The organism is Vibrio sp. 10N.286.52.C3 (assembly GCF_041468865.1).
GTDB lineage: Bacteria > Pseudomonadota > Gammaproteobacteria > Enterobacterales > Vibrionaceae > Vibrio > Vibrio crassostreae_C.
Genome location: NZ_JBFRJM010000028.1, coordinates 1 through 19,624, shown reverse-complemented (window position 1 = coordinate 19,624; position 19,624 = coordinate 1). Strand labels below are relative to the sequence as shown.

General features: G+C 42.8%; 21 protein-coding genes and 2 tRNA genes. 14 read left to right on the top strand and 9 right to left on the bottom strand.

The window, feature by feature from the left end; all coding sequences use genetic code 11:
- Positions 1-18: 18 nt before the first annotated feature.
- From AB4138_RS11070 to AB4138_RS11060, 3 genes are all read left to right on the top strand, one after another.
- Positions 19-534, top strand: a complete 516-nt coding sequence (locus tag AB4138_RS11070) for a hypothetical protein (RefSeq protein ID WP_372134068.1) — start codon at positions 19-21, stop codon at positions 532-534.
- Between the two features lie 185 nt (positions 535-719).
- The gene (locus AB4138_RS11065) at positions 720-1,229 is read left to right on the top strand and encodes a hypothetical protein (RefSeq protein ID WP_017070904.1); all 510 of its coding nucleotides are present in this window, start codon (positions 720-722) and stop codon (positions 1,227-1,229) included.
- Between the two features lie 115 nt (positions 1,230-1,344).
- Positions 1,345-1,833: a GNAT family N-acetyltransferase gene (locus AB4138_RS11060; RefSeq protein ID WP_017109820.1), complete on the top strand. Its 489-nt coding sequence runs from the start codon at positions 1,345-1,347 to the stop codon at positions 1,831-1,833.
- Between the two features lie 207 nt (positions 1,834-2,040).
- Here AB4138_RS11060 and AB4138_RS11055 read toward each other — a convergent pair whose 3' ends face one another.
- On the bottom strand, positions 2,041-2,616 hold the full coding sequence (locus AB4138_RS11055; RefSeq protein ID WP_304564037.1) for a nucleoside triphosphate pyrophosphohydrolase family protein: 576 nt from the start codon (positions 2,614-2,616) through the stop codon (positions 2,041-2,043).
- A 213-nt stretch (positions 2,617-2,829) separates the two neighbouring features.
- Between AB4138_RS11055 and AB4138_RS11050 the strand changes: the two genes are divergently transcribed.
- On the top strand, positions 2,830-3,900 hold the full coding sequence (locus AB4138_RS11050) for a diguanylate cyclase domain-containing protein (RefSeq protein ID WP_017070903.1): 1,071 nt from the start codon (positions 2,830-2,832) through the stop codon (positions 3,898-3,900).
- A gap of 28 nt (positions 3,901-3,928) precedes the next feature.
- Here the strand turns inward: AB4138_RS11050 and AB4138_RS11045 are convergent, their stop codons facing one another.
- Together AB4138_RS11045 and AB4138_RS11040 are read right to left on the bottom strand one after the other, a co-directional pair.
- Complete coding sequence (locus AB4138_RS11045) at positions 3,929-4,495, bottom strand: DUF1415 domain-containing protein (RefSeq protein ID WP_017065531.1); 567 nt, start codon at positions 4,493-4,495, stop codon at positions 3,929-3,931.
- Positions 4,496-4,580: 85 nt separating this feature from the next.
- Positions 4,581-5,780, bottom strand: a complete 1,200-nt coding sequence (locus AB4138_RS11040; protein ID WP_017065532.1) for an MFS transporter — start codon at positions 5,778-5,780, stop codon at positions 4,581-4,583.
- Between the two features lie 110 nt (positions 5,781-5,890).
- Here AB4138_RS11040 and AB4138_RS11035 point away from each other — a divergent pair, with 110 nt between their 5' ends.
- The gene (locus AB4138_RS11035) at positions 5,891-6,763 is read left to right on the top strand and encodes a LysR family transcriptional regulator (RefSeq protein ID WP_017065533.1); all 873 of its coding nucleotides are present in this window, start codon (positions 5,891-5,893) and stop codon (positions 6,761-6,763) included.
- 88 nt (positions 6,764-6,851) lie between these two features.
- On the opposite strand, the gene AB4138_RS11030 is transcribed toward AB4138_RS11035, so the two are convergent.
- Positions 6,852-7,088, bottom strand: coding sequence for a glutaredoxin family protein (locus AB4138_RS11030; RefSeq protein WP_016786183.1), 237 nt, complete (start codon positions 7,086-7,088; stop codon positions 6,852-6,854).
- A 137-nt stretch (positions 7,089-7,225) separates the two neighbouring features.
- On the opposite strand from AB4138_RS11030, the gene AB4138_RS11025 reads away from it, so the two are divergent.
- Positions 7,226-7,723, top strand: coding sequence for a YgjP-like metallopeptidase domain-containing protein (locus AB4138_RS11025; RefSeq protein ID WP_004734935.1), 498 nt, complete (start codon positions 7,226-7,228; stop codon positions 7,721-7,723).
- Between the two features lie 4 nt (positions 7,724-7,727).
- Complete coding sequence (gene rlmF / locus AB4138_RS11020) at positions 7,728-9,050, top strand: 23S rRNA (adenine(1618)-N(6))-methyltransferase RlmF (RefSeq protein ID WP_372134065.1); 1,323 nt, start codon at positions 7,728-7,730, stop codon at positions 9,048-9,050.
- A gap of 90 nt (positions 9,051-9,140) precedes the next feature.
- Here the strand turns inward: rlmF and pilW are convergent, their stop codons facing one another.
- Both pilW and metA read right to left on the bottom strand, forming a co-directional pair.
- Entirely contained in the window at positions 9,141-9,908 is a 768-nt protein-coding gene (gene pilW / locus AB4138_RS11015; RefSeq protein ID WP_372306037.1) for a type IV pilus biogenesis/stability protein PilW, read from the bottom strand.
- 168 nt (positions 9,909-10,076) lie between these two features.
- Positions 10,077-11,018, bottom strand: coding sequence for a homoserine O-succinyltransferase (metA, locus tag AB4138_RS11010; protein WP_017059174.1), 942 nt, complete (start codon positions 11,016-11,018; stop codon positions 10,077-10,079).
- Between the two features lie 275 nt (positions 11,019-11,293).
- Between metA and AB4138_RS11005 the strand changes: the two genes are divergently transcribed.
- Both AB4138_RS11005 and AB4138_RS11000 read left to right on the top strand, forming a co-directional pair.
- The gene (locus tag AB4138_RS11005) at positions 11,294-11,662 is read left to right on the top strand and encodes an ATP-binding protein (protein ID WP_017070899.1); all 369 of its coding nucleotides are present in this window, start codon (positions 11,294-11,296) and stop codon (positions 11,660-11,662) included.
- 74 nt (positions 11,663-11,736) lie between these two features.
- Positions 11,737-12,159 carry a DUF3859 domain-containing protein gene (locus AB4138_RS11000; protein WP_017065538.1) on the top strand — a complete coding sequence of 141 codons (423 nt, stop codon included), beginning with the start codon at positions 11,737-11,739 and terminating at the stop codon, positions 12,157-12,159.
- A gap of 108 nt (positions 12,160-12,267) precedes the next feature.
- On the opposite strand, the gene AB4138_RS10995 is transcribed toward AB4138_RS11000, so the two are convergent.
- Positions 12,268-13,374 carry a M20/M25/M40 family metallo-hydrolase gene (locus tag AB4138_RS10995; RefSeq protein WP_017065539.1) on the bottom strand — a complete coding sequence of 369 codons (1,107 nt, stop codon included), beginning with the start codon at positions 13,372-13,374 and terminating at the stop codon, positions 12,268-12,270.
- 262 nt (positions 13,375-13,636) lie between these two features.
- On the opposite strand from AB4138_RS10995, the gene AB4138_RS10990 reads away from it, so the two are divergent.
- Entirely contained in the window at positions 13,637-15,595 is a 1,959-nt protein-coding gene (locus AB4138_RS10990) for a diguanylate cyclase domain-containing protein (protein WP_372306033.1), read from the top strand.
- A gap of 135 nt (positions 15,596-15,730) precedes the next feature.
- Here the strand turns inward: AB4138_RS10990 and AB4138_RS10985 are convergent, their stop codons facing one another.
- Positions 15,731-15,916, bottom strand: coding sequence for a hypothetical protein (locus AB4138_RS10985; RefSeq protein WP_017059179.1), 186 nt, complete (start codon positions 15,914-15,916; stop codon positions 15,731-15,733).
- A 273-nt stretch (positions 15,917-16,189) separates the two neighbouring features.
- On the opposite strand from AB4138_RS10985, the gene AB4138_RS10980 reads away from it, so the two are divergent.
- Positions 16,190-16,849 carry a DUF2726 domain-containing protein gene (locus AB4138_RS10980; protein WP_017065541.1) on the top strand — a complete coding sequence of 220 codons (660 nt, stop codon included), beginning with the start codon at positions 16,190-16,192 and terminating at the stop codon, positions 16,847-16,849.
- Between the two features lie 127 nt (positions 16,850-16,976).
- On the opposite strand, the gene AB4138_RS10975 is transcribed toward AB4138_RS10980, so the two are convergent.
- On the bottom strand, positions 16,977-17,990 hold the full coding sequence (locus tag AB4138_RS10975) for a porin (RefSeq protein ID WP_229647281.1): 1,014 nt from the start codon (positions 17,988-17,990) through the stop codon (positions 16,977-16,979).
- A gap of 758 nt (positions 17,991-18,748) precedes the next feature.
- Here AB4138_RS10975 and AB4138_RS10970 point away from each other — a divergent pair.
- The 3 genes from AB4138_RS10970 to AB4138_RS10960 form a co-directional block, all read left to right on the top strand.
- Positions 18,749-18,825: transfer RNA gene (locus AB4138_RS10970), tRNA-Val, on the top strand.
- 70 nt (positions 18,826-18,895) lie between these two features.
- Positions 18,896-18,972, top strand: a tRNA-Val gene (locus tag AB4138_RS10965).
- A 498-nt stretch (positions 18,973-19,470) separates the two neighbouring features.
- Positions 19,471-19,624 (top strand): transposase (locus AB4138_RS10960; RefSeq protein WP_372128420.1); only part of this gene is annotated, 154 nt, incomplete at its 3' end.

The following is a 19,624-nucleotide window of genomic DNA, read 5'->3' as shown; positions in this document are numbered from 1 at the left end:
GAATATCTGGAGTTCATTATGAAAAAATCAATTTTAGCGGTCGTCATTCTATCTTTAGTGTCAGCGTCTGTTTTCGCTAACGGACAATCAAATGCTCACAACTATCAACCTGGTGCGACGAATAACTCAGAACGTTTAGCGGATATTGATCCTAACTACGAACTGACCTTACCTTCAGAAAAAGAAGGCTACACCATGTATGACAACCAATCCATGTCTGATGGCGGGACCTACACAACGTATGTCAAACCGAATCCTTCCGATGCAATGCATGTCGCCGATGAAGGCTCGCTAAAAATAACGCATGGAGAAGGTGGTGTCATTATGACGGAATACACCACAAAGAATGGGCAACACTCGTTTTCAGTGATGTGCGGCTACACTTCGGGTCCATCATACTGGGCTGACGGAAAACCAGCGAAGGTATGTGAAGAGGCGCAAGCACTAGCGGTTGCATTGGAAGCAAAAGGTGAATGGGAGGTGAAGCCAATGACTTACACCATCGCACCAGCAAGAATCGTAGTTGATAAGTGATTTTTGTCTATAGAACGCTCGTTATATCGAGCCTCGTTATCCAATCATATTGATTATTTGTAGTGAGACAGAGGGGTACTCAGGCTGAAATGGTCTTGAAGTTCCCCTTAACTTAGCTCATCTCACAAGAAGCTAAGTCAGCCAACTAATCAAATTTGTATTCGAAAATACAGAAGGTCTATCCCATGAAAAATACCATTAAGCTACTGGCTATCGCATGTGTTTTACTTACTCCAATGCTTGTCGCCGCTGCCGAACATAATCATAGTCACAATCATTTTAACCCTGAATTAGAGAAACTTGGCGACGATATTATTGGTCTAACCGTGTGTTACAAAAATGGTCATCTATCAGATGAGAATCAAGAGCCTGCGTTTATGAACCTTATCAACCACGCCAATGTAGAAGGTGAGGAGCTGGGGATGTTCTACATGGACAAATTGGGCCCTAAAGCCGAGCAAATCATGAGTGATGATGAGGCTCGACGTTTATGGACCGAAGAATATTGTGCTGATTTAACTGATACCTATTTGGACTCACACAAGTTAGCTCAAAGAGCAAATGAACACAAAGGTTATTCCCACGGACACGATCATGGTCATCACCATAATCATGACCACCATGGACATGGCGATTTAACGCCGGAGGTACTTGAGCAAGATATTGAGAGAGGGCGTTTACTCAGTATCAATTAAGCCCAATAAGATAAGTTCATCTAACCTATTGTTAAATATTCACTATTTGATAGTGTGTCTAGGTGCACATTAAGGATGTGTTTCATATTTAGCGATGAAAATAGTAGGAGTTGCGATGAGTATTATAGTGAGACGGTCTGAGCCGTCAGATGCAAAGGGAATAAAAGAAGTTTACGAATGCACTAATGCTTATACCGGTACGCTGCAACTCCCAAATCCATCTCTGGAAAGCTGGCAAAAACGAATCTCTAATATGCCTGACAACGTGTACTCGTATGTCGCGATGATCGACGATGAGATTGTTGGCAACTTGGGAATGGAAGTGTGTGTGAACCCAAGAAGACGACATGTTGCTTCATTTGGTATGGGTGTTAAAGACGATGTGTTAGGCAAAGGTGTGGGTAGTCAGTTGCTCGCGACCGCGATCGACTTGTGTGATAACTGGATTAACATCAAACGACTTGAGCTAACGGTCTATACCGATAACGAAAGAGCGATCAGCCTGTATAAGAAATTTGGCTTCGTGATTGAAGGGGAGTCAGCAGGATTTGCCTTTAGAAACGGCGAATATGTAGCGGCTTATCATATGGCTCGACTGGTATAGCATTTAGCTGCAATTAACACTCGGCTACAATTAACACACAGCTGCATTTAACACAAAGCTACAACTGACACTCGGGTACAATAAGCACACAGCTACGATTAACACAGTTAGAATTAACTGACAGATAATAAAACGCCACGTTATTTAAACGTGGCGTTTGCTATTTTAGTGAGCTGCTCGTTTTAACAGCTTCATACTCAGTGCAACTTAAGCCGTTAGTGGCTCAAGGTTCGCAGGACGGTAGTGTACAGATTTTAGTACTTTACCTTGGCGAACTGTCTTGCCTTCAGATACGAAATCTTCCGCACACTTAGCGATGATGTATTCGCCTTTTTGAACCGCCATCAGCTTGATGTTCTGCTCAGCATAGAAAGCTTCTGTTTCAGCGTATTCAGTTTCGTTGCGACATACTTTACTCATGTTGCTTGAGTGTACTTCGTCCCAGCAAGGTAAGAAGTCAATTGAGCGGTTTTTAGAAACATTCAACAGTAAGTCGATCAGGTAGCTGATTGCTAGGTTGTCTTCAACCTTAGCTTGGCCAAGGTGAACCAGACGCCCCATCAAAACATAAACGCTGTCTACAATAGCGTCCGCTTGTTCGATTTTTGAGTCAGCTTCTGCAAGTTCTGTCAGTTCTTCGATCGCTAGAGAGGTATGTAGCGTATCGCCCTTTTCGTCCATTGTTTCAGGAGCAGCAACCGGCAGATCAAAAGTACTGCGGAACTCTTCAATGTCGCGGTAAAGGTGATCGTAGATTTCTTGGTTTAGTTGAGAAAGGTTCATATTCCTATCCATTCTGTTTCGTTAATGGACCATTTTAACAAAGGTAGTAATGGGGTGCTAACGCAAAGTGGAAGAACGCGACTTTTATTCATTGGACCAATGAGGTATTTTGCATACAAACTAATTGATTATTATGTTTTTTTACACTTTACTCTTCTTAATATACGAAATATTAATGTTGCCATTAATGTCAGCAGTAGTGGAATCCCATTTATGAACCAAGCCAGTGAAAGCGAAATTGTTATACGCCGCTTGTATCAAATCACCAATGATTATCGAAAGGGCTTCGATATTCAGATCGCTCAGCTGCTTATTATGGGGCTTGAACGCTTCAACCTTGATATTGGTATCTTATCGAAAGTCGATGGCAATACTTATGTTGTTGAACATTGTGTTACGCCTGAAGGGGTAGAACTCAATAGCGGTGACACTTTTGATTATCGTTCAACCTATTGCGAAATTACCTGTAAATCGATTGGTCCTATCTGTATTGAGCATTGTGGCAAACACGATAAGTATGCGAAGCATCCTGCTTACCAGTCTTTTGGCTTGGAGTCTTATATTGGGGTTCCCATTTTCGTTAATGATGAGCTTTATGGCACCTTAAACTTTTCAAGCCCAGCACCCTATCATCGTGAGTTCAAAGAGTTCGATGTCGACGTGATGAGACTAATGGCATCATGGATCGAAGTGGAGCTGGTTAGAAGGCAGCAAGAACGAAAACTCAAAGAGTTGAATGAGAAATTGGAGTATCAAGCTCTGTATGATCCTCTGACACACTTGCCAAATAGACGTTGCTTGTTTAAAACGTTGAATGCGGAAGTCGAGCAGTTAAAAGGCTCTTTAGGAAAGGGAACCTTGGCGGTTGTCGACATCGACTTCTTTAAACAGGTTAACGACATTTACGGTCACCAAATGGGCGATGTTGTATTAAAGAAAGTGGCGAGCGTGCTGAACAATAACACTCAAAAGGGTGAGTTTGTGGCGCGTTTTGGTGGTGAAGAGTTCATTCTTTGGTATCCAAATAAAACACCAAATTATGTTGAAGATAAGTTCATGACTCTTTTGCAAGAGATGAAGAAAATCACACTGGATCGAAAGCCTGTCACTATATCAATTGGTGCGTGTCATTTTGAGTTGAGTACAGGGGATACCAAAGGGGAAAGGATGTCGGCGTTAGATAAGCTCATCAAAGTTGCCGATGAGTGTCTGTACATTGCGAAACAAAATGGACGAGATCAGTTCATTTCTCGTCCATATCATCAAGAGCGCTCAGGAATATGAGCCATCATGTTAGCGATTAACTGAACTATTAACTAAACAAGTAAGGGAACAGTTGACGGCGTTCTTCTGGCGTTAAAGACTCAACTCTTGCGATGTTGGTGTCTGGGATCGCTTCAGGGTTAGGGTAGTGCTTCAGTACCTTTTCCATGCTCGCTTCACGAATCAAATGGTAAACCGGATACGGAGAACGGTTCGTTAGGTTTTCATCGTCTTCTGGATCCGCACCACCAAAACAATAGTCTGGGTGGAAGGTTGCTACTTGGTAAACGCCTTCCCAATCTTCTTGCTTGATCAACGCTTCAATCCAATCAATGAACATGTTGTAGTCGAAGAAATCTTGCAGCATGTTAGGTACAACAACCAAAGTCGTCTCTAATTCCGCGACTGGCGTGTTATCTAACTCTACGAAATGCGTCATGATGTCTTGCAACAACGCTTCTTCCGTATTTGCTTCACTCACAAAGATCTTAATCTGTTTATTACGTTGTGGCTTGGCTGCGAATGGACACAGGTTTAGGCCAATAACGACATCGTCTAACCACTGTTTTACTTGGTCGTGGATGGTTTGAAGATCTGTGCTTTGAGTGTTCGACATAACAGGTTCCGAAATGAAATTTTGCGTAGGATATCAGAACGGACGTCAATCAAAAGCAATAATTGAGTTACAACCTTAGTCGTACTTATGCTTGTGCAAGTTTAGACGCCGATACTTGTAGCTGTTTCAACTGGTAGACCCAAGCAAATATCGCGACATAGAAGATTGAACCGCCCGCAATCACGCCATTCCAACCGAACAGCTGCCAACAATATAAGAGTAAGAAACCACCTAAGCTCCCGCCAATGTAGTAGTGAACTAAGTAAAGTGCCGTTGCTGTCGCTTTGGCGCTCGGTGCTTTTTGACTTACCCAAGAGTAGGCAAGGGTATGGGCGAAGAACGCGCCGCCACTAATCAATAACAAGCCTGCTAGCATGAACGGAACTTTGTCGACTGCAGAAATTAGCATTCCGATTAAGCTAATACACACGCCCATCAATATTCCGCTTAACGGGTCAAAGCGAAGTGTCCATTTGTTGGAGAGCTTAGAGCTTACCGTACCGGCCAAGTAACATAGGAATATCAGTGAAGCTAAACCAACGGGTACCGAGTGAGGTTCGGATACTAGCCTAAAGCCCATTACAGAGTACAGGTTAACAAACAGCGCGAAGTTAGCACCACCAATCAACATGGCAAGCCACAAGGTACGGTTTCTTAAGTGCATTACAACGGAGCGGTTGTGATGGAAGAACAGCCCTTTTTGAGGTTTGAAGTTCTGTTGGTCAGGTAGGCGATAGGCAATAAAGAGTGCACCAAGCAATGAACCGACAACGAAAAACAGTACAGTTGCATGCCAATCGAAATAGTCTGTAATTAAGCCGCCTAATACACGTCCGAAGATTCCACCCAATGAGTTGGCCGCAATATAACCTCCAATCGCGACAGCAAAGGCTTTGGGTGTTAACTCCTCAACCATATAGGCAACCGCCACACCAGCAAACGCCGCCACAGCGATGCCCATAAATGCGCGGGCAATAACGAGTTGCAACAAGGTAGTCGTGAACACCATGCTTAACCCTATTAATGGGATAGCGAACAGACTGAACAGAATAATGGGTTTACGACCAAAGGTTTCAGAGGCAATTGCCCAAGGTACCAAGCTAATCGAAAGGCCGAGTGTTGTAGCAGCAAATAACCAGTTGATCTGAGTTTCAGATACTTGGAAGTGCTCCGCCATGTGCGGCAAGATAGGCTGAAAGAGGTAAAGGTTACAGAAAATGATAAATGAACCAATCGCCAATGATTGAGTGATACGTTTGTATTGAGGACTGCCTTTATCAAACATTTACGTTGTGCCTGCGCGAGTTAGTAAGCTATTTGTGAACAAGTTATCAGTACAGGTGTGATTAAAGAAATATATTAAAAATATCACCTCTATATATTAAATATATCGCCATGCTTGAATCAAAACCACTTCGACATTTTCTGGCTGTTGCTCAGTTTGGTAACTTCACCCAGGCGGCCAAAGCGCTGCATATCGCACAGCCTGCATTGAGTATCTCCATTAAAAAACTAGAACAGACACTAGAGTTGATTCTATTTCGTCGAGGCGATAAATCCGTCACTTTAACGGAGGAGGGCAAAGTACTGTTTGAGCATGCAAAGCGAATCGCCCAGCAGTTTGATGATGCTCAGCTCGCGATGAATGAACTAAAGGGGCTAGAAAAAGGCGAGGTTCGATTAGGCGCTCCAAGTATGATGGGCAGCTACTTTTTCCCCCAAGTCGTGATGGCATTTAAAAGCCAATACCCAAACCTAAAGTTGACCTTGATTGATGCTGGTACCGCTTCGATTCGTGAAATGCTGTTAAACGGCGAACTCGATATTGGCGTAATTAATCATGAGAACGTTCCAGATGATTTGGAAACGGATCATCTGTTAAGCTCAGAAATGTTAGCTGTAGTTGGCAAAGATCACCCACTGGCAACGCAACCATCCATCACCTTTGAAGAATTTTTTGCTCAAGAGCTGATCATGTTCAAATCGGGCTACTTCCACCGCGATTTTATCGATGCGACTTGTAAGAAGTACAATCTCGATATGACCATTGCGTTCGAAACCAATTTATTGCCAATGATTCTTTCTATCGTGAAGCGAGAGTTTGCCATCACCGCGTTGCTTAGCTTGGTGACAGAATACGAGGAAGATGTCGTAGGCGTGCCATTTAAAGACCCTGTGAAACTGAACCTATCTTTGGCGTGGAGAAAGGAAGGGTATCTGTCAAAAGCAGACCGAACCTTTATTGATTTCGTTAAGCGGTATGTGTGATTTAGTAAGATTTAAATAAACAAAGCCCGAACATCCTAGGTTGGACATTCGGGCTTTGTTTGTAGAAATATAAGTCTCTTAAATCACGTTAAGTGTTCTTTGAGTTATACATCTTATCGAAGTTCTTCTGATTCCAACCGACCATCACTTGATCGCCGATCTTAAGCACGGGGATAGAACGAGCACCCATCGCTTGCAATTCTTTACGACCACGCTGCATCTTTGCATTCGTTAGGCGGTAAACAATTTTCTTAGAGTCTAAATACCTTTGGGCATCTTTACAGTGCGGGCATTTGTCTGCGACGTACAATACAACACGTTTCATTTTTTCATTCTCTTGGTGAATCTCGCTAAAGTGTAACGAATCCTAGGTGATTAGAAAAGTGTGATCAGTTACACTATGCGGCTCAATTTTCAAGACCACAACGTATTGTCGTGGTGTAACTTGTACGGTCTTTCAGCATGCATCCTTCTTTACGCTATATTCAAGGCTATCCTAAGCACATTCTTGATCCTGTTACTCAACTTGTAGAGTCGGGTAAATTGGTGCCTTGGTTTGAAGCTCGCTACCCAAAGAATCATGAAATAAAAAGCGAGAAAGCCCTGTTTGACTATGCGATTGAGATAAAAAATCGCTACATGAAAAAAACACCACCGATCAGCAAAGTGATTTACGACGGCAAGATACACCTAATCAATAATGCGTTAGGTCTGCATTCTTACGTTGCTAAGAATCACGGTGGAAAGATCAAATCAAAGAATGAAATTCGTATCGCCAGTGTTTTTAAAAATGCACCAGAACCTTTGCTAAGAATGCTGGTGGTACACGAACTGGCGCATATCAAAGAGAAAGAGCACGACAAAGCCTTTTACCAACTATGCTGTCACATGGAACCGGAATATCATCAACTTGAGTTGGATGCCCGTTTATTCATGATGTATTTAGATTTAAAGAAGTAGCCCAATGAGCCAATCACAAAATAGAACGACGCTAAGCCTGTCGAAAAACAGCACTTCATCAGCAAAAACAAAAGACAACCAAGCTGATGTTAAGCCAAGTACAGCTAAGCCAAGCAGCGACAAGCGTATTTCTACAAAGAACACATCTGATAAAAGCCGCAAGAATAGCGCACCTAAAGGCGCGGGCAATAACAAAGCAAAGCGACCTTTTGCAAAAGACAGTAAAGGGAAGCAGGGTGCAAATAAAGGATCATCGAATAAGGGTTCTTTCAATAAAACGGCTTTTAACAAGAACGCAGCTCAGAAAAGACGCTCGGCTGAAAAACCTCAAGGTGGATTACACCCAAGAAACCAGCACACTGGCCGCTATAACTTCGAGTTACTAGTTGCAGCTTTGCCTGAGCTAAAAGAGCATCTGATCAAGAATCCGGTTGGCGAAGACACCATTAATTTCTCTGATCCATTGGCCGTTAAGCTACTCAACAAAGCTTTGTTGGCGCATCACTATGGCGTTAAACATTGGGATATTCCTGCTGGTTACTTGTGCCCGCCAATTCCTGGTCGTGCAGACTACATTCACAGAGTGGCCGACATCCTTAATAGCGATGGCCAAGGTGAACCCTATAACCACGCGTCTGTGAAAGCATTAGATATTGGTGTCGGTGCAAACTGTATCTACCCAATCATTGGTGCGACAGAGTATAAGTGGCGTTGTACAGGGACAGATGTTGATTCAGTCTCCATCAAAACAGCGAACTTCATAGCGGAAAGCAACCCTAATCTAAAAGGTAAGATCCGCGCTCGCCTACAAGCTGACTCTGAATCTATCTTTAAGGGCGTGATTAAGGATAATGAACGTTACGATGTCACTATTTGTAACCCGCCATTCCACAGCTCTCTTGAAGAGGCTGAAAAGGGGTCACAACGTAAACTGGATAATCTAGCGGCGAACCGTGCTAAGAAAGCCGGTCAGTCGTTCAAGCCAGAAATGAATAAGAAGCCAGTTAAGTTAGATAAATCAACTAAGCAAGATAAACCAACCTTAAACTTTGGTGGTCAAAAAGCCGAGCTTTGGTGCCCAGGTGGTGAAGCCGCTTTCATTATGAAGATGGCGAGAGAGAGTCAACTTTTTGCTACTCAAGTTTTGTGGTTTACGACATTGATTTCTAAGAAAGATAACGTCGATATGGTTCGTTCAGAGCTTGGCAAGCTTAGAGCTAAACAAGTGAAAGTCGTCGAGATGTCACAAGGCCAGAAGGTAAGTCGCTTTATCGCATGGACCTTTATGGACGATGAGCAAAGACAAGAGTGGATCGCGCTAAAATAGCGGCTGCACTTAGTTAAGATATTAAGCTGAAATACGGACGGGCTTGTTGTTAACGCAACAAGCCCGTTTTTTTTGTGTTTTGCATATAACCTAAGCAGAAAGCAACTCATCTAACTTACTCTGATATTTCTGCTCTAGAGCTTTGTTACCTGCTTTGTTTTCGAGATCGACCAAGATTTTAAGCGATGGAATTTGATAGCCATAACGCTGGTGGAATTTGAATAAACGGATTCGAGCTTCATTGTAATCGGCGTCACTCACTTCAATCTTTGAAAGCTGCAGTATCGATTTCACGCGGTTTGGATCGTGGTCAATTGCTCTGCTAAAGTAGTACTTCGCTTGGTCCGTATTGCCAGCCTTAAATGCGCAAAACGCGGCATTTTCATAACTTGCAGATACCAAGTAGTAGTAAGGTTGATCGATAGCGCGATTAAAGTACTTATCAGCTTGCTCGTATTCGCCCTGTTTACACAAGAAGGTACCGTAGTTGTTCAATACATTGCCGTTTCTTGAATCAAGACTGAGTGCTTTACGGTAAGTGGTTCTCGCTTCGTCTACTTCGCCCACTTGTTCGTAGTAATGCGCCATTGAAAGCCGAGCACGGTAGTAGCTAGGTGCGTGTTTAATCGCGAGCTCTAGGTTTTCACGCGCTCTCACCATATTGCCTTGTCCCATATAGCCCAAACCTAATTCGATTCGAGATTCAGACATCGCGATAGGATCACTTTCAATCTTTGGCGGTCCTTCAGTGACAGAGACACAACCGGCCAAGGAAAGCGAGGCAAGTAGTACCACACTTGATAACGAAAGAGGGCGGGACAACGAAATCGGATTTGAAAATGATGGCTTGGCAGGCATGTGAAGCTCCTTATGAACACCAACCCATCATATGAAATCAAACCCATTGAAGTCGTAAATCTATCATGGAATGCGACCCACACACCATAAAAAAACCGCGTCCAATTCGTCGTTTTATCAACAACATACTGAACACGGTTTATGTGTTTGTGAATCGGAAGAAAGAACTTAATCGTCTTTGGTAAAGTTGTCTTCGCTGAAATGATCCAGATCGTAAGGCGTTTGTTGGTAAACGCAGTAGTTTAGCCAGTTTGAGAACAACAAGTGTCCGTGGCTGCGCCAGCTTGCAACCGGTTTGTTGTCTGGATTGTTATTCGGGTAGTAGTTGATTGGTATCACAGGCTCCATGCCTTCACCCAAATCTCGAATGTACTCATTGTGAAGTGTGTGAGAGTCGTACTCAGGGTGACCCGTTACAAACACGTTTCGCTTATCTTTGGTCGCCGCTAGGTATACGCCTGCAACATCAGAAGTTGCAAGAACATCAAGGTCAGTATGTTCCGCTAAGTACTCTTGAGAGAAGTCCGCATAGCGAGAGTGCGGAGCTAAGAATGTATCGTCGAAGCCACGTAAAATAGGGTGGTATGGGTTATGTATCTCGTGGTTATAAACACCAGACAGCTTCTCTTTACGAGTGCGTTTTGGCAAATCATATAATAACTTCAAACCAGCCTGAGCCGCCCAACACACGTATAGCGTTGAAGTAACGTGCTTGTTTGCCCATTCCATGATGGTTTTCAGGTGGTCCCAGTAGATCACATCTTCAAATTGAACCAAGCCAAGCGGTGCACCAGTAATGATCAATCCATCAAAGTTTCTCCCTTTGACCATTTCAAATTGGCGGTAGAAGTTATCAAGGTGTTCAGTCGGTGTGTTCTTGCTTGGTCGATCATCAATGCGTAGCAGCTCTACATCCACTTGCAATGGACTGTTCGATAGTAGGCGTAAGAATTGAGTTTCAGTTTCAATCTTCTTCGGCATCAGGTTGAGGATCAAGACTCGAAGTGGACGAATTTCCTGTGTCGATGCTCTTGATAACGGCATAACGAAGATGTTTTCTTCACGAAGAACATCGGATGCTGGCAATTGGTCTGGAATGCGAATAGGCACAGCTTTCTCCCTAAGCTAGATATGTAGACGTCTATACATCTAAATCTATAGTAGTTTGATACGCTTGTCGATATGCAAAATGGATAGATGTAAATTATTTGTGTTTTCTATCAGAAGCAATCCACGCGCTTCGAGGGGAGTCTCATTGTATTCAGTGATTGTCTGAGTCGTGTGTAAGTACTTGGTTTTCGTATGCTGAGCAGAGGCAGTTATCAGAGCAACTCGTTACTATTTACGATAAACTCATGTTTTCAAATTAGCCTGTAAAGTGACAGATGAAGTTAATACTCATTCGAGGGTTGCCCGGCTCTGGCAAATCAACAAAAGCAAAAACCTACGATGTATTGCATGTCGAAGCCGATATGTATTATGTGAATGAGCAAGGTGAGTACCATTTTGATCCTAGGCAGCTGCAACAAGCTCATGAGTGGTGTCAAAACACAGCTGAAAACGGCTTAAAGCAAGGGCTTGATGTGGTGGTTTCAAATACCTTTATTAAGCATTGGGAAATGAGAGCCTACCGCCAACTTGCACGCAAATATAAAGCAGAATTAATTATCGAAGTCTGCCGAGAGCAATATGGCACGATTCACGACATTGAGCCGTCGGTGATTAAACGTATGGCGAAAGACTGGCAAGAATAGCCTCGTGCTTATCCAGCTTGGCTGAATGGAAAATTGAATCAAATTAATAGAACAACTTCAAGGTAACGATTGAAATGGCAAAGCGCTCTGTTGTGGTCGACATGACTTCTTATGGTATCTATTCCACATGGGATTCCAAATCTAAAGATCTTCCAAAAATCCAAAAGTTCACCACTACCGTTGATGCCGAAATCGATGTGGAATTTGGCTATATCTTGAATATCAAGAAAGCCAAAGGCGAAAAGATTCGTTACTGCATTTATCACCCAAACATCACCACAGACAAAGGTGAAGTGCTCGAACCGTTTGATGGTGAGGAGTATGTTGGTAACAATGACTGGGATTTCTACTTAGGTGACACTATCTGGGCTCCTGTCTCGAACAAGCTAGGAAAGTGGCGCATGACGGTTGAGCTAAAAGGCAACATCATCGCCGACAAGACATTCGACCTAGTAGCAAAAGACGAAGGCCAATTCTGGAAGCGTAGAGGGTTTTAGGTTCGACCTACTATGTTCACCTAAACAACAAAAAGCCGAGCATCGTGATGATGTCTCGGCTTTTTTCATTGTGCTAGATAGAAGTGACTACCCAACTAATGGATTCGATTATTGCGTTACGTAAGCCACAACAAACTCAGTGATTGCGACCATGTCTTTCACTGCAATGTACTCTTCAGTGGTGTGAACTTTCGCCATACCAGTAGAAAGGTTAACTGTTGTCAGGCCTTTTGCGTTGAAGTTGTTTGCATCGCTACCGCCGCCAGTGCGTTTAGTGTTCGCTGTGACGCCAAGCTTCTCAAACGCCGATTTGATAGAAAGAATGTGCGGATGATCGTCTGCAATAACGAATGCATCGTAAGCACGAGTTGATTCGATTTCTACTTCAGCGCCGAACTGCTTAGCACTTTCTTGGAATGTAGAGATCATATGTTCAACTTGAGCCGTTAGCTTTTCGCCGTTTAGAGAACGTGCTTCAGCCACGACTTTAAGCTCTGGCATTACGATGTTAGTTGCTTGACCACCTTCAACAATACCAACGTTTGCTGTCGTTTCTTCATCGATACGAAGTAGGTTCATCTTAGTGATTGCGTCTGCAGCAACCTGAATTGCGCTGATGCCTTCTTCTGGTGCTAAGCCAGCGTGAGCAGGGCGACCTTTGATGTTAGCTACAATCTTCTGTTGGCCAGGCGCTGCGTTTACGATGGTGCCAATTGGGCCGCCTGTATCAAGTACGATTGCGTGCTCAGATTGAATGTAAGACATGTCGAAGTTCAAAGAACCAAACAGACCGCCTTCTTCGAATACAGTAAACGCAATCTCGATAGTTTTGTGCTCTTGGCCTTCTGCTTTGATGCAACGAACCGCTTCCATGATAGCTGCGATACCAGACTTGTCGTCACCACCTAGAATTGTGTTGCCTTTTGAACGGATGATACCGTCTTCGATGATTGGTTCAATGCCGATGCCTGGCGTTACTGTGTCCATGTGGCAGCTGAACACTGTGCTACCTGGAAGAGTGCCATCTAGACGAGCGTAGATGTTGAAACCGTTAGATACTTCTTCAGGAACCGCCAGTTTGTGAACTTCAAAACCTAGTTCACCGAGTTGCTCAGCCAAAGCTTCAGCAATCGCTTTTTCGTTACGAGATTCACTATCAATTTTCACTAGATCGCAGAAATGTTCTACAAGACGTTGTTCATTAATTTGGGTCATTGTTAATTCTCATTATGCTTCCGCTTGTTCAAAAAGAAGCCGCGGAGGTAGGAACAGGAAAATCACTATAACGCCAATGAGGTAGATGATTGTCTGAGTTAAATCAAGAAAGTTGCCTGATTATTCTAATTAATGAGAAAAACCCAATTCAGATCCACCAGTGCGCAGGATTTTAATCTGTATATCTGTCGGGTATAATGTTTGACCGCTCTTAAAAAAAACGTCAATAAAATTGGAATTCAATCAATAATGGCCCTGATAAATGAATAGAAACAATGTGTTAGGTTCATTCCTTTTCGTGGTGCTGATGAGTATTGTGCTGGGGCTGTATTTGCTCTATCCAACTTATGACGACGATTTAAAGCATATTCGCCCTGAAAACCCGAGTGTTTATAGTCCAGAGAAAGAGTTATCACTCTCTCAATATGGATCTGCGTTGATCGATATTCTCGATGTATCTCGCGGTGACCCTAATTTAGCTTCCCAACAACTTGAGGCTCTCCAAGCCAAGTTCCCAGACCAAGATAAAGCCATCTATCGTGCTTACGAATTGATGATTTTGTCCAACCTCGCGCAACATAAGTTGGATACCGAAGCGGTTTCCGAATACGTCAGGCAGATTAAAGCACTCGCACAACACGAACATATGGGTTGGCTAAAGGCCCAATCTCTCGTTGAATTGGCGATTGAATACATCAGTAAGGGTGAGCTAGCGGAATCTGAAATCCAAATCAGAGCAGCGATAGATATCGCAGAATCGCTTCACTATGAAGAGTTGTTGATTAAGGCCTATAACACGGCTGGTGTCATCAATAACATCCGCAATGACTTTCCTGAAGCTCAATACTTTTTCCATAAAGGTTTAGACCTTGGTAAGAAGTACCCTCATCACATCTACAACAGCAAGTTAGTGTCAAATATGGCACTGCTTTATATCTATTTGGAAGACTGGCCTAAAGCGCTCAAGCTGATTAAAAGAGCCAAAAAGCTCTATTACAAGAGTGGACTACTCGAAGCGTCTACCATCGGCGTGCTGCATGTGAATGAGTCTTTTGCTTATCTGCGCAGTGGTGATTTAGTCAAAGGCCGAGAAGCATATCAAAGTGCGGCTAAGCTAAATGGCGATAACGTGAGTGAACGATACAAAATCATCCTATTAAAAGCAGAGAGTGATGTGTTGTTGGCGGAAAAGAACTTTGAGTCAGCACGACAAGTCGCAAACTTGTGTCTTAGATACCCAGGCGTGGACAAATACACACTTCAATTGGGGCAGTGTTACCTAAATAGAGCCTTAGCGAACATTGGTTTGAACCGAGATAATTTTGTTTTTGCTGATCTAAAGCGATCGTCTGCAATGTTCGATGTTGTGGGGACTCACAGCTGGAAGGTCCTCGGCTTAAGAACACTTGCTGAATACTATGATTCAAGAGGCGACAGCGAGAACGCACTTCGCTACTTCAAGCTCTATTACAAGGGTAATAAAGCGCTGCTATTTGATAAGCGCCAGAGTGATATCTTTTTACTCGAGCAAGATTTCGCTACGGCATCATTAGCTCAAGAAAACGAACTGCTTAACGCAGAAAAAGAGTTGGGTGAGCTGACATTAGATAAGCAGCAATTACGGAATCGAATCGTCGTCGCTTTGGGTATCATGGTGATGATAAGCGCCACGTTACTATTGATAAGGTTACGCTCGATCCAGAAGACCAACAAAGAACTACTTAAGCAATCAACAAGATGCGAACTGACAGGCTTATACAATAGGCGTTACTTAGAGCAACGGTTAACTCAGCCGATGCCACATCATTTGTCGTCGTTTGGGTATACGCTCGCTATTCTAGATTTAGACCGCTTCAAACAAGTTAATGACACTTATGGCCATGATATTGGTGACCAAGTGCTGGTGGAAGTCGCTAAGCGTTTAGAGAAAATCTTATCAACAAACGATGTAGTGGCAAGATGGGGTGGGGAAGAGTTTGTTTTGTTGCTGGCTGGGAATCAAGATCCTAATAAAGAGCTTAAGCTTATAAGGCAAGCGATCGCTGACCGAGCGATTGAAACGCATTCTGGCCCATTAGAATTAACCACATCGATTGGTGCGACGACTCATCTAACGGAGCAACAGTTGAATAGCCGTACCTATAAGAAACACTTGAAATCGGCAGACGATGCTTTGTATCAAGCTAAGCAGTCAGGGCGCAATAAAGTCGTTATCATTTGAGTTCCTAAACTTAGTTAATCCCCTGCAATCAAGAAACCTGAACTTCAATAACTAAGCGAATAAGAGTGCTTATCTGAACTAATACGGCTATTTACTCTTATTCGCTTAATTCATACTGTGATTTGGCTTGGTGGGTTACTTAGCGACACCTTGAAGCATTTCAACCAATTCGCCTTCTGTCGCTGGTTCGCTAGCGAGTTCAATCACAGCCGAAGCTCCTCCCTTTAACATGTAGGCTTGGGTTCCGCAGTGGTCATAGTGGAACCATTTACCATCTACACATACGTCGGTATAACATCTTGGGTCTTGTTTAAGTTCCATATCAATTTCCTTATTAACATTTGCCTAACGTTTTTCAGACTAGTTGATCACAAATCTAGGTAAATTGATCTAAATCAATCTAGAGTGTAATTGATGATTTAATTATCAAAATAAGAGAGGTGTGTCTAGCGAAGGAGCGACCTCTCGTTGGGCACTGCGCTCAAAGGTCGTGATTCTGGTTGGCAACTCTCGCTCTTTTGCTTGCCAGGTGATGCTTTTCTACATACGCTAGCTACTCTCTTAATCCCTATACAGACTTGATTGTGTTGGAAAATGACTAATATCTTTATCGTTGTAATTGTTCTGGTTGTGTTCTTTTACTTTATTCAAAAGTATGTGGTGAAACACGATGACACCAAAGACCACGCTTATCAGAAGAAAGGCGCGTTGATGTCGGCGCAACAGGCGACATTCTATAATGCGCTAAAATCAGCTGTGGGCAACCATGGGGAAGTGTTTGCTAAAGTCAGCATGTCGAACGTACTTGTTCCTGCTAAGACGAACAATAAGAAGAATTGGTTTATCGCCAACAACAAGATCTCACGTAGTTACTTCGACTTTGTTGTTTGCGACCCGCGAACGCTAGAGCCCCGCGTTATTATCGAACTTGATAACGGCAAAGAGCTCAATAAAGGGAAAGTCGATCGCGAAAAGCTACTAATTCACGTGTGTAAATCGGCAGGTTTACCTCTGATTGGTGCTTCTATTAAACACAGCTACCAAGTGAGCCGTTTGAAGAGGTTACTGGCAGCACACATCGATTTAATCGAGCCATCAAAAGAAGTGCGATTTTGTAAGAAGTGTGGTAGCCCAATGATCATCAAACTGGCAAGCCAAGGCGATTACAAAGGCCGACGCTTCTTCACTTGTAGCCGCCAGCCAAACTGCACCTATACCGAAAACTACAACGTTGTATTCGATGTTGAAGAATAGTTGGTATCGATAGTAATGCATCCGGTTGGACTCCATTCAATCGCTTAGATACGAATAAGTTATACAAACTAAAAAGCCGAGCATTGATTATGCTCGGCTTTACTAATATTAAGTGGATTGGTTTAGACTAAAACGCGTAACGCATACCGAGCTGTAGCTCATCTTCGTCGTTATCGCCTTGCCCACCTTCGCCCTCGTCTAACATGTTAAACTTATAACTACCAAAGAAGGCCACATCGCCAATATAACGTGCGTATTCTAGACCGATAAAGTTAATGTCGTAATCTGCAATATCGTCAGCTTCAAAGTAGCTGTAGGTCAGGTTGACGGTGTTGACACCAAACGAGTATCCCAAGTAAGCATCGGCAGAATCGTAGTCTGAATCTTTTACGCCTAGACCTGAAATACTACCAAATTGATAGAGTGCGGCGAACCAAACCCCCTGATCGTTGGTGTACTTAACCGCACCAATATAGGCATCAGAAGTTTCTGTATCTGTCCCAACGCCATAGGTTTCATCACTTGACGCATAACCGACGCCAATATCTAACCCAATCGAAGTGCTGCCGGCGACAACTGCACCGAAGCCGTCACTTTGTGCTGATTCACTATCTGAATTGAAATTGCCATCAATTTGAAAGGTGATGTTGTCGCTTGTCAGTTCATAACGTAAAACATTTTTTGCTCGATCAGCAGTCGACACCGTGTATTCATTGATATAGCCGCTGAAGGTTTCAGCCATATCCGTCCAATCGGTTAAGTAGGTAACGGCATTATTTTGGTGGCCATAATAGACGTTACCGTGATTGGTTTGAACACCCGTATATAAGAATCGAGTGTTAATGCCGATATCATCTGATGCGCCATCTTCAGACTCTGTTAGTTCGAATTCATATTTCCCAAAAAAGGAAACATCGTCCGACGCTTTTTGTGTGCCATCGACACTTAAGCGGACACGTGATCTATCACTATAGGTGCTACTATTACCAGCACTTTTATTCGCATCAGAGAAATTCCCTCGAACTTCTGCGCGGCCGCCGATATTGAATACTGTTTCATCTGTCTCATAAATGGTCGCCGCCGATACGGCAGATGTCGATAGTATGCTCACCACTGCAATGGCGATATGTGATTTTTTCATAATTTATTCCCTATTTTTCACACTTGTATTTATCGCAAACCATAAATTCACGTATAGCATTGAATTTAGATTATTGATTCCTACAGGTTATGAATATAGGCGCGCTTTACCATTATGCAAATTTCATTATGTATTACTGTGCTGTATGTATTCAAAATAGCTATGATGTGTGGGGTTGGGTTTTGAATTGCTTATAGATTGTTGCTCTTGAGGGAGATTAATTGTAGCTGATGTTTTTCGACTATAGAGTGCTATCGTATTTATGTATGTTGGTAATAACCCGGCCACTTTATATGAAAAATCCGAATTTAGTCATTGCGGCCTAGTAATTCGATGACGACGATTACAAAATCGTGGTGATTTTTATGAATGATGTATTTCAGTGAGTTACAAAGCCTCTGCGTGCCTTTCACTTATAATGATCAAAATACTACGGTAACCCAATGGGCAAGCAAAATTTTTGACACTAAATATAGGCATTGATCTATACCTGTATGGTTACTGTAAAGGCCAAGAAAAACGGTATAGACAACAAAAATCCCAAATTGAACACATTAGGTTAGTTAATTGGTTGTCATCAAGGATTAGAATTTTTTCTAACTAAACTTTGTTTTTCAGCGGTTTGACGATAATCTGGGTGTAAAATCGACATGTTGTTATGTCTTTGATTGCAAAGTGAGCAAACGAATCGCAAGATGCCAGTTAATACTTGCACCATCTGTTTATCATGGATATCATCGTTGGCGTTCTAAGGGAATGCGTCCGTAGCTCAGTTGGTTAGAGTACCGCCTTGACATGGCGGGGGTCGGTGATTCGAGTTCACTCGGACGCACCATTCCGTCTTTAGTTTTTATTGCATAACTATTGAGTTTGTCACAATGGTAGTAATAAGAAATTAGAACATCGCCCGCTTAGCTCAGTTGGTTAGAGTACTTGCATGACATGCAAGGTGTCACTGGTTCGAGTCCAGTAGCGGGCACCAAATTCGTTCTTTATGAACAAGCAAAAAAGCCCACCTAGCGTGGGCTTTTTTGTGCCTGTCATATTTACATAGTTATTCATTTCGTTTCAGCCTCGATAGTTTAGTTTCAGCAGACTCTTGTCTGGTTAGGCACAATTAGTTCCTTTCGTGCCCATGCAGTGCCCACGTTCAACTAACACGGCAAGTTTAGGCTGTCGCTACGCTCTCACCACTAAGAACTTAAATCTCAGCTTACTTTTAATCTTCCAACTAATGGTCTTCGGACTACGTCTACTATTGAAAATAACTAAAGGGCTGTATCATTCACCTTGAGTCAATGCATAGATTCAGCTGAGGGCTGTGACAGGTCTTACATTAGTACCGCTTGTGTTTATATACGTATGGTTTTTTTAATTTAGAACTAGGGCGTGTTGATCTTTCGTGAGTGTTTTTTGAACAGCATGGTAAAGAGTTATAATTTGCTTCGCCAAAAGTAAAACCATAACCAATACCAATACCATGCCAAGAACAATGCTAACTGATATTCGCTGGGAACTGCTACTCCAAGTTATGAAAAGTACAGGTCGTATTTACGATAAAACTGAACATCGAATGACATTTGAAGGAATACTTTATCGAATGAGAACAGGTACTCCTTGGCGAGATCTACCCT

What these genes read in the sequence shown, in the direction of transcription:
- AB4138_RS11070 (WP_372134068.1), top strand. Translation starts at nt 19, where the DNA reads ATGAAAAAATCAATTTTAGCGGTCGTCATTCTATCTTTAGTGTCAGCG.
- AB4138_RS11065 (WP_017070904.1), top strand. Translation starts at nt 720, where the DNA reads ATGAAAAATACCATTAAGCTACTGGCTATCGCATGTGTTTTACTTACT.
- AB4138_RS11060 (WP_017109820.1), top strand. Translation starts at nt 1,345, where the DNA reads ATGAGTATTATAGTGAGACGGTCTGAGCCGTCAGATGCAAAGGGAATA.
- AB4138_RS11055 (WP_304564037.1), bottom strand. Translation starts at nt 2,616, where the DNA reads ATGAACCTTTCTCAACTAAACCAAGAAATCTACGATCACCTTTACCGC.
- AB4138_RS11050 (WP_017070903.1), top strand. Translation starts at nt 2,830, where the DNA reads ATGAACCAAGCCAGTGAAAGCGAAATTGTTATACGCCGCTTGTATCAA.
- AB4138_RS11045 (WP_017065531.1), bottom strand. Translation starts at nt 4,495, where the DNA reads ATGTCGAACACTCAAAGCACAGATCTTCAAACCATCCACGACCAAGTA.
- AB4138_RS11040 (WP_017065532.1), bottom strand. Translation starts at nt 5,780, where the DNA reads ATGTTTGATAAAGGCAGTCCTCAATACAAACGTATCACTCAATCATTG.
- AB4138_RS11035 (WP_017065533.1), top strand. Translation starts at nt 5,891, where the DNA reads ATGCTTGAATCAAAACCACTTCGACATTTTCTGGCTGTTGCTCAGTTT.
- AB4138_RS11030 (WP_016786183.1), bottom strand. Translation starts at nt 7,088, where the DNA reads ATGAAACGTGTTGTATTGTACGTCGCAGACAAATGCCCGCACTGTAAA.
- AB4138_RS11025 (WP_004734935.1), top strand. Translation starts at nt 7,226, where the DNA reads ATGCATCCTTCTTTACGCTATATTCAAGGCTATCCTAAGCACATTCTT.
- rlmF (WP_372134065.1), top strand. Translation starts at nt 7,728, where the DNA reads ATGAGCCAATCACAAAATAGAACGACGCTAAGCCTGTCGAAAAACAGC.
- pilW (WP_372306037.1), bottom strand. Translation starts at nt 9,908, where the DNA reads ATGCCTGCCAAGCCATCATTTTCAAATCCGATTTCGTTGTCCCGCCCT.
- AB4138_RS11005 (WP_017070899.1), top strand. Translation starts at nt 11,294, where the DNA reads ATGAAGTTAATACTCATTCGAGGGTTGCCCGGCTCTGGCAAATCAACA.
- AB4138_RS11000 (WP_017065538.1), top strand. Translation starts at nt 11,737, where the DNA reads ATGGCAAAGCGCTCTGTTGTGGTCGACATGACTTCTTATGGTATCTAT.
- AB4138_RS10995 (WP_017065539.1), bottom strand. Translation starts at nt 13,374, where the DNA reads ATGACCCAAATTAATGAACAACGTCTTGTAGAACATTTCTGCGATCTA.
- AB4138_RS10990 (WP_372306033.1), top strand. Translation starts at nt 13,637, where the DNA reads ATGAATAGAAACAATGTGTTAGGTTCATTCCTTTTCGTGGTGCTGATG.
- AB4138_RS10985 (WP_017059179.1), bottom strand. Translation starts at nt 15,916, where the DNA reads ATGGAACTTAAACAAGACCCAAGATGTTATACCGACGTATGTGTAGAT.
- AB4138_RS10980 (WP_017065541.1), top strand. Translation starts at nt 16,190, where the DNA reads ATGACTAATATCTTTATCGTTGTAATTGTTCTGGTTGTGTTCTTTTAC.
- AB4138_RS10975 (WP_229647281.1), bottom strand. Translation starts at nt 17,990, where the DNA reads ATGAAAAAATCACATATCGCCATTGCAGTGGTGAGCATACTATCGACA.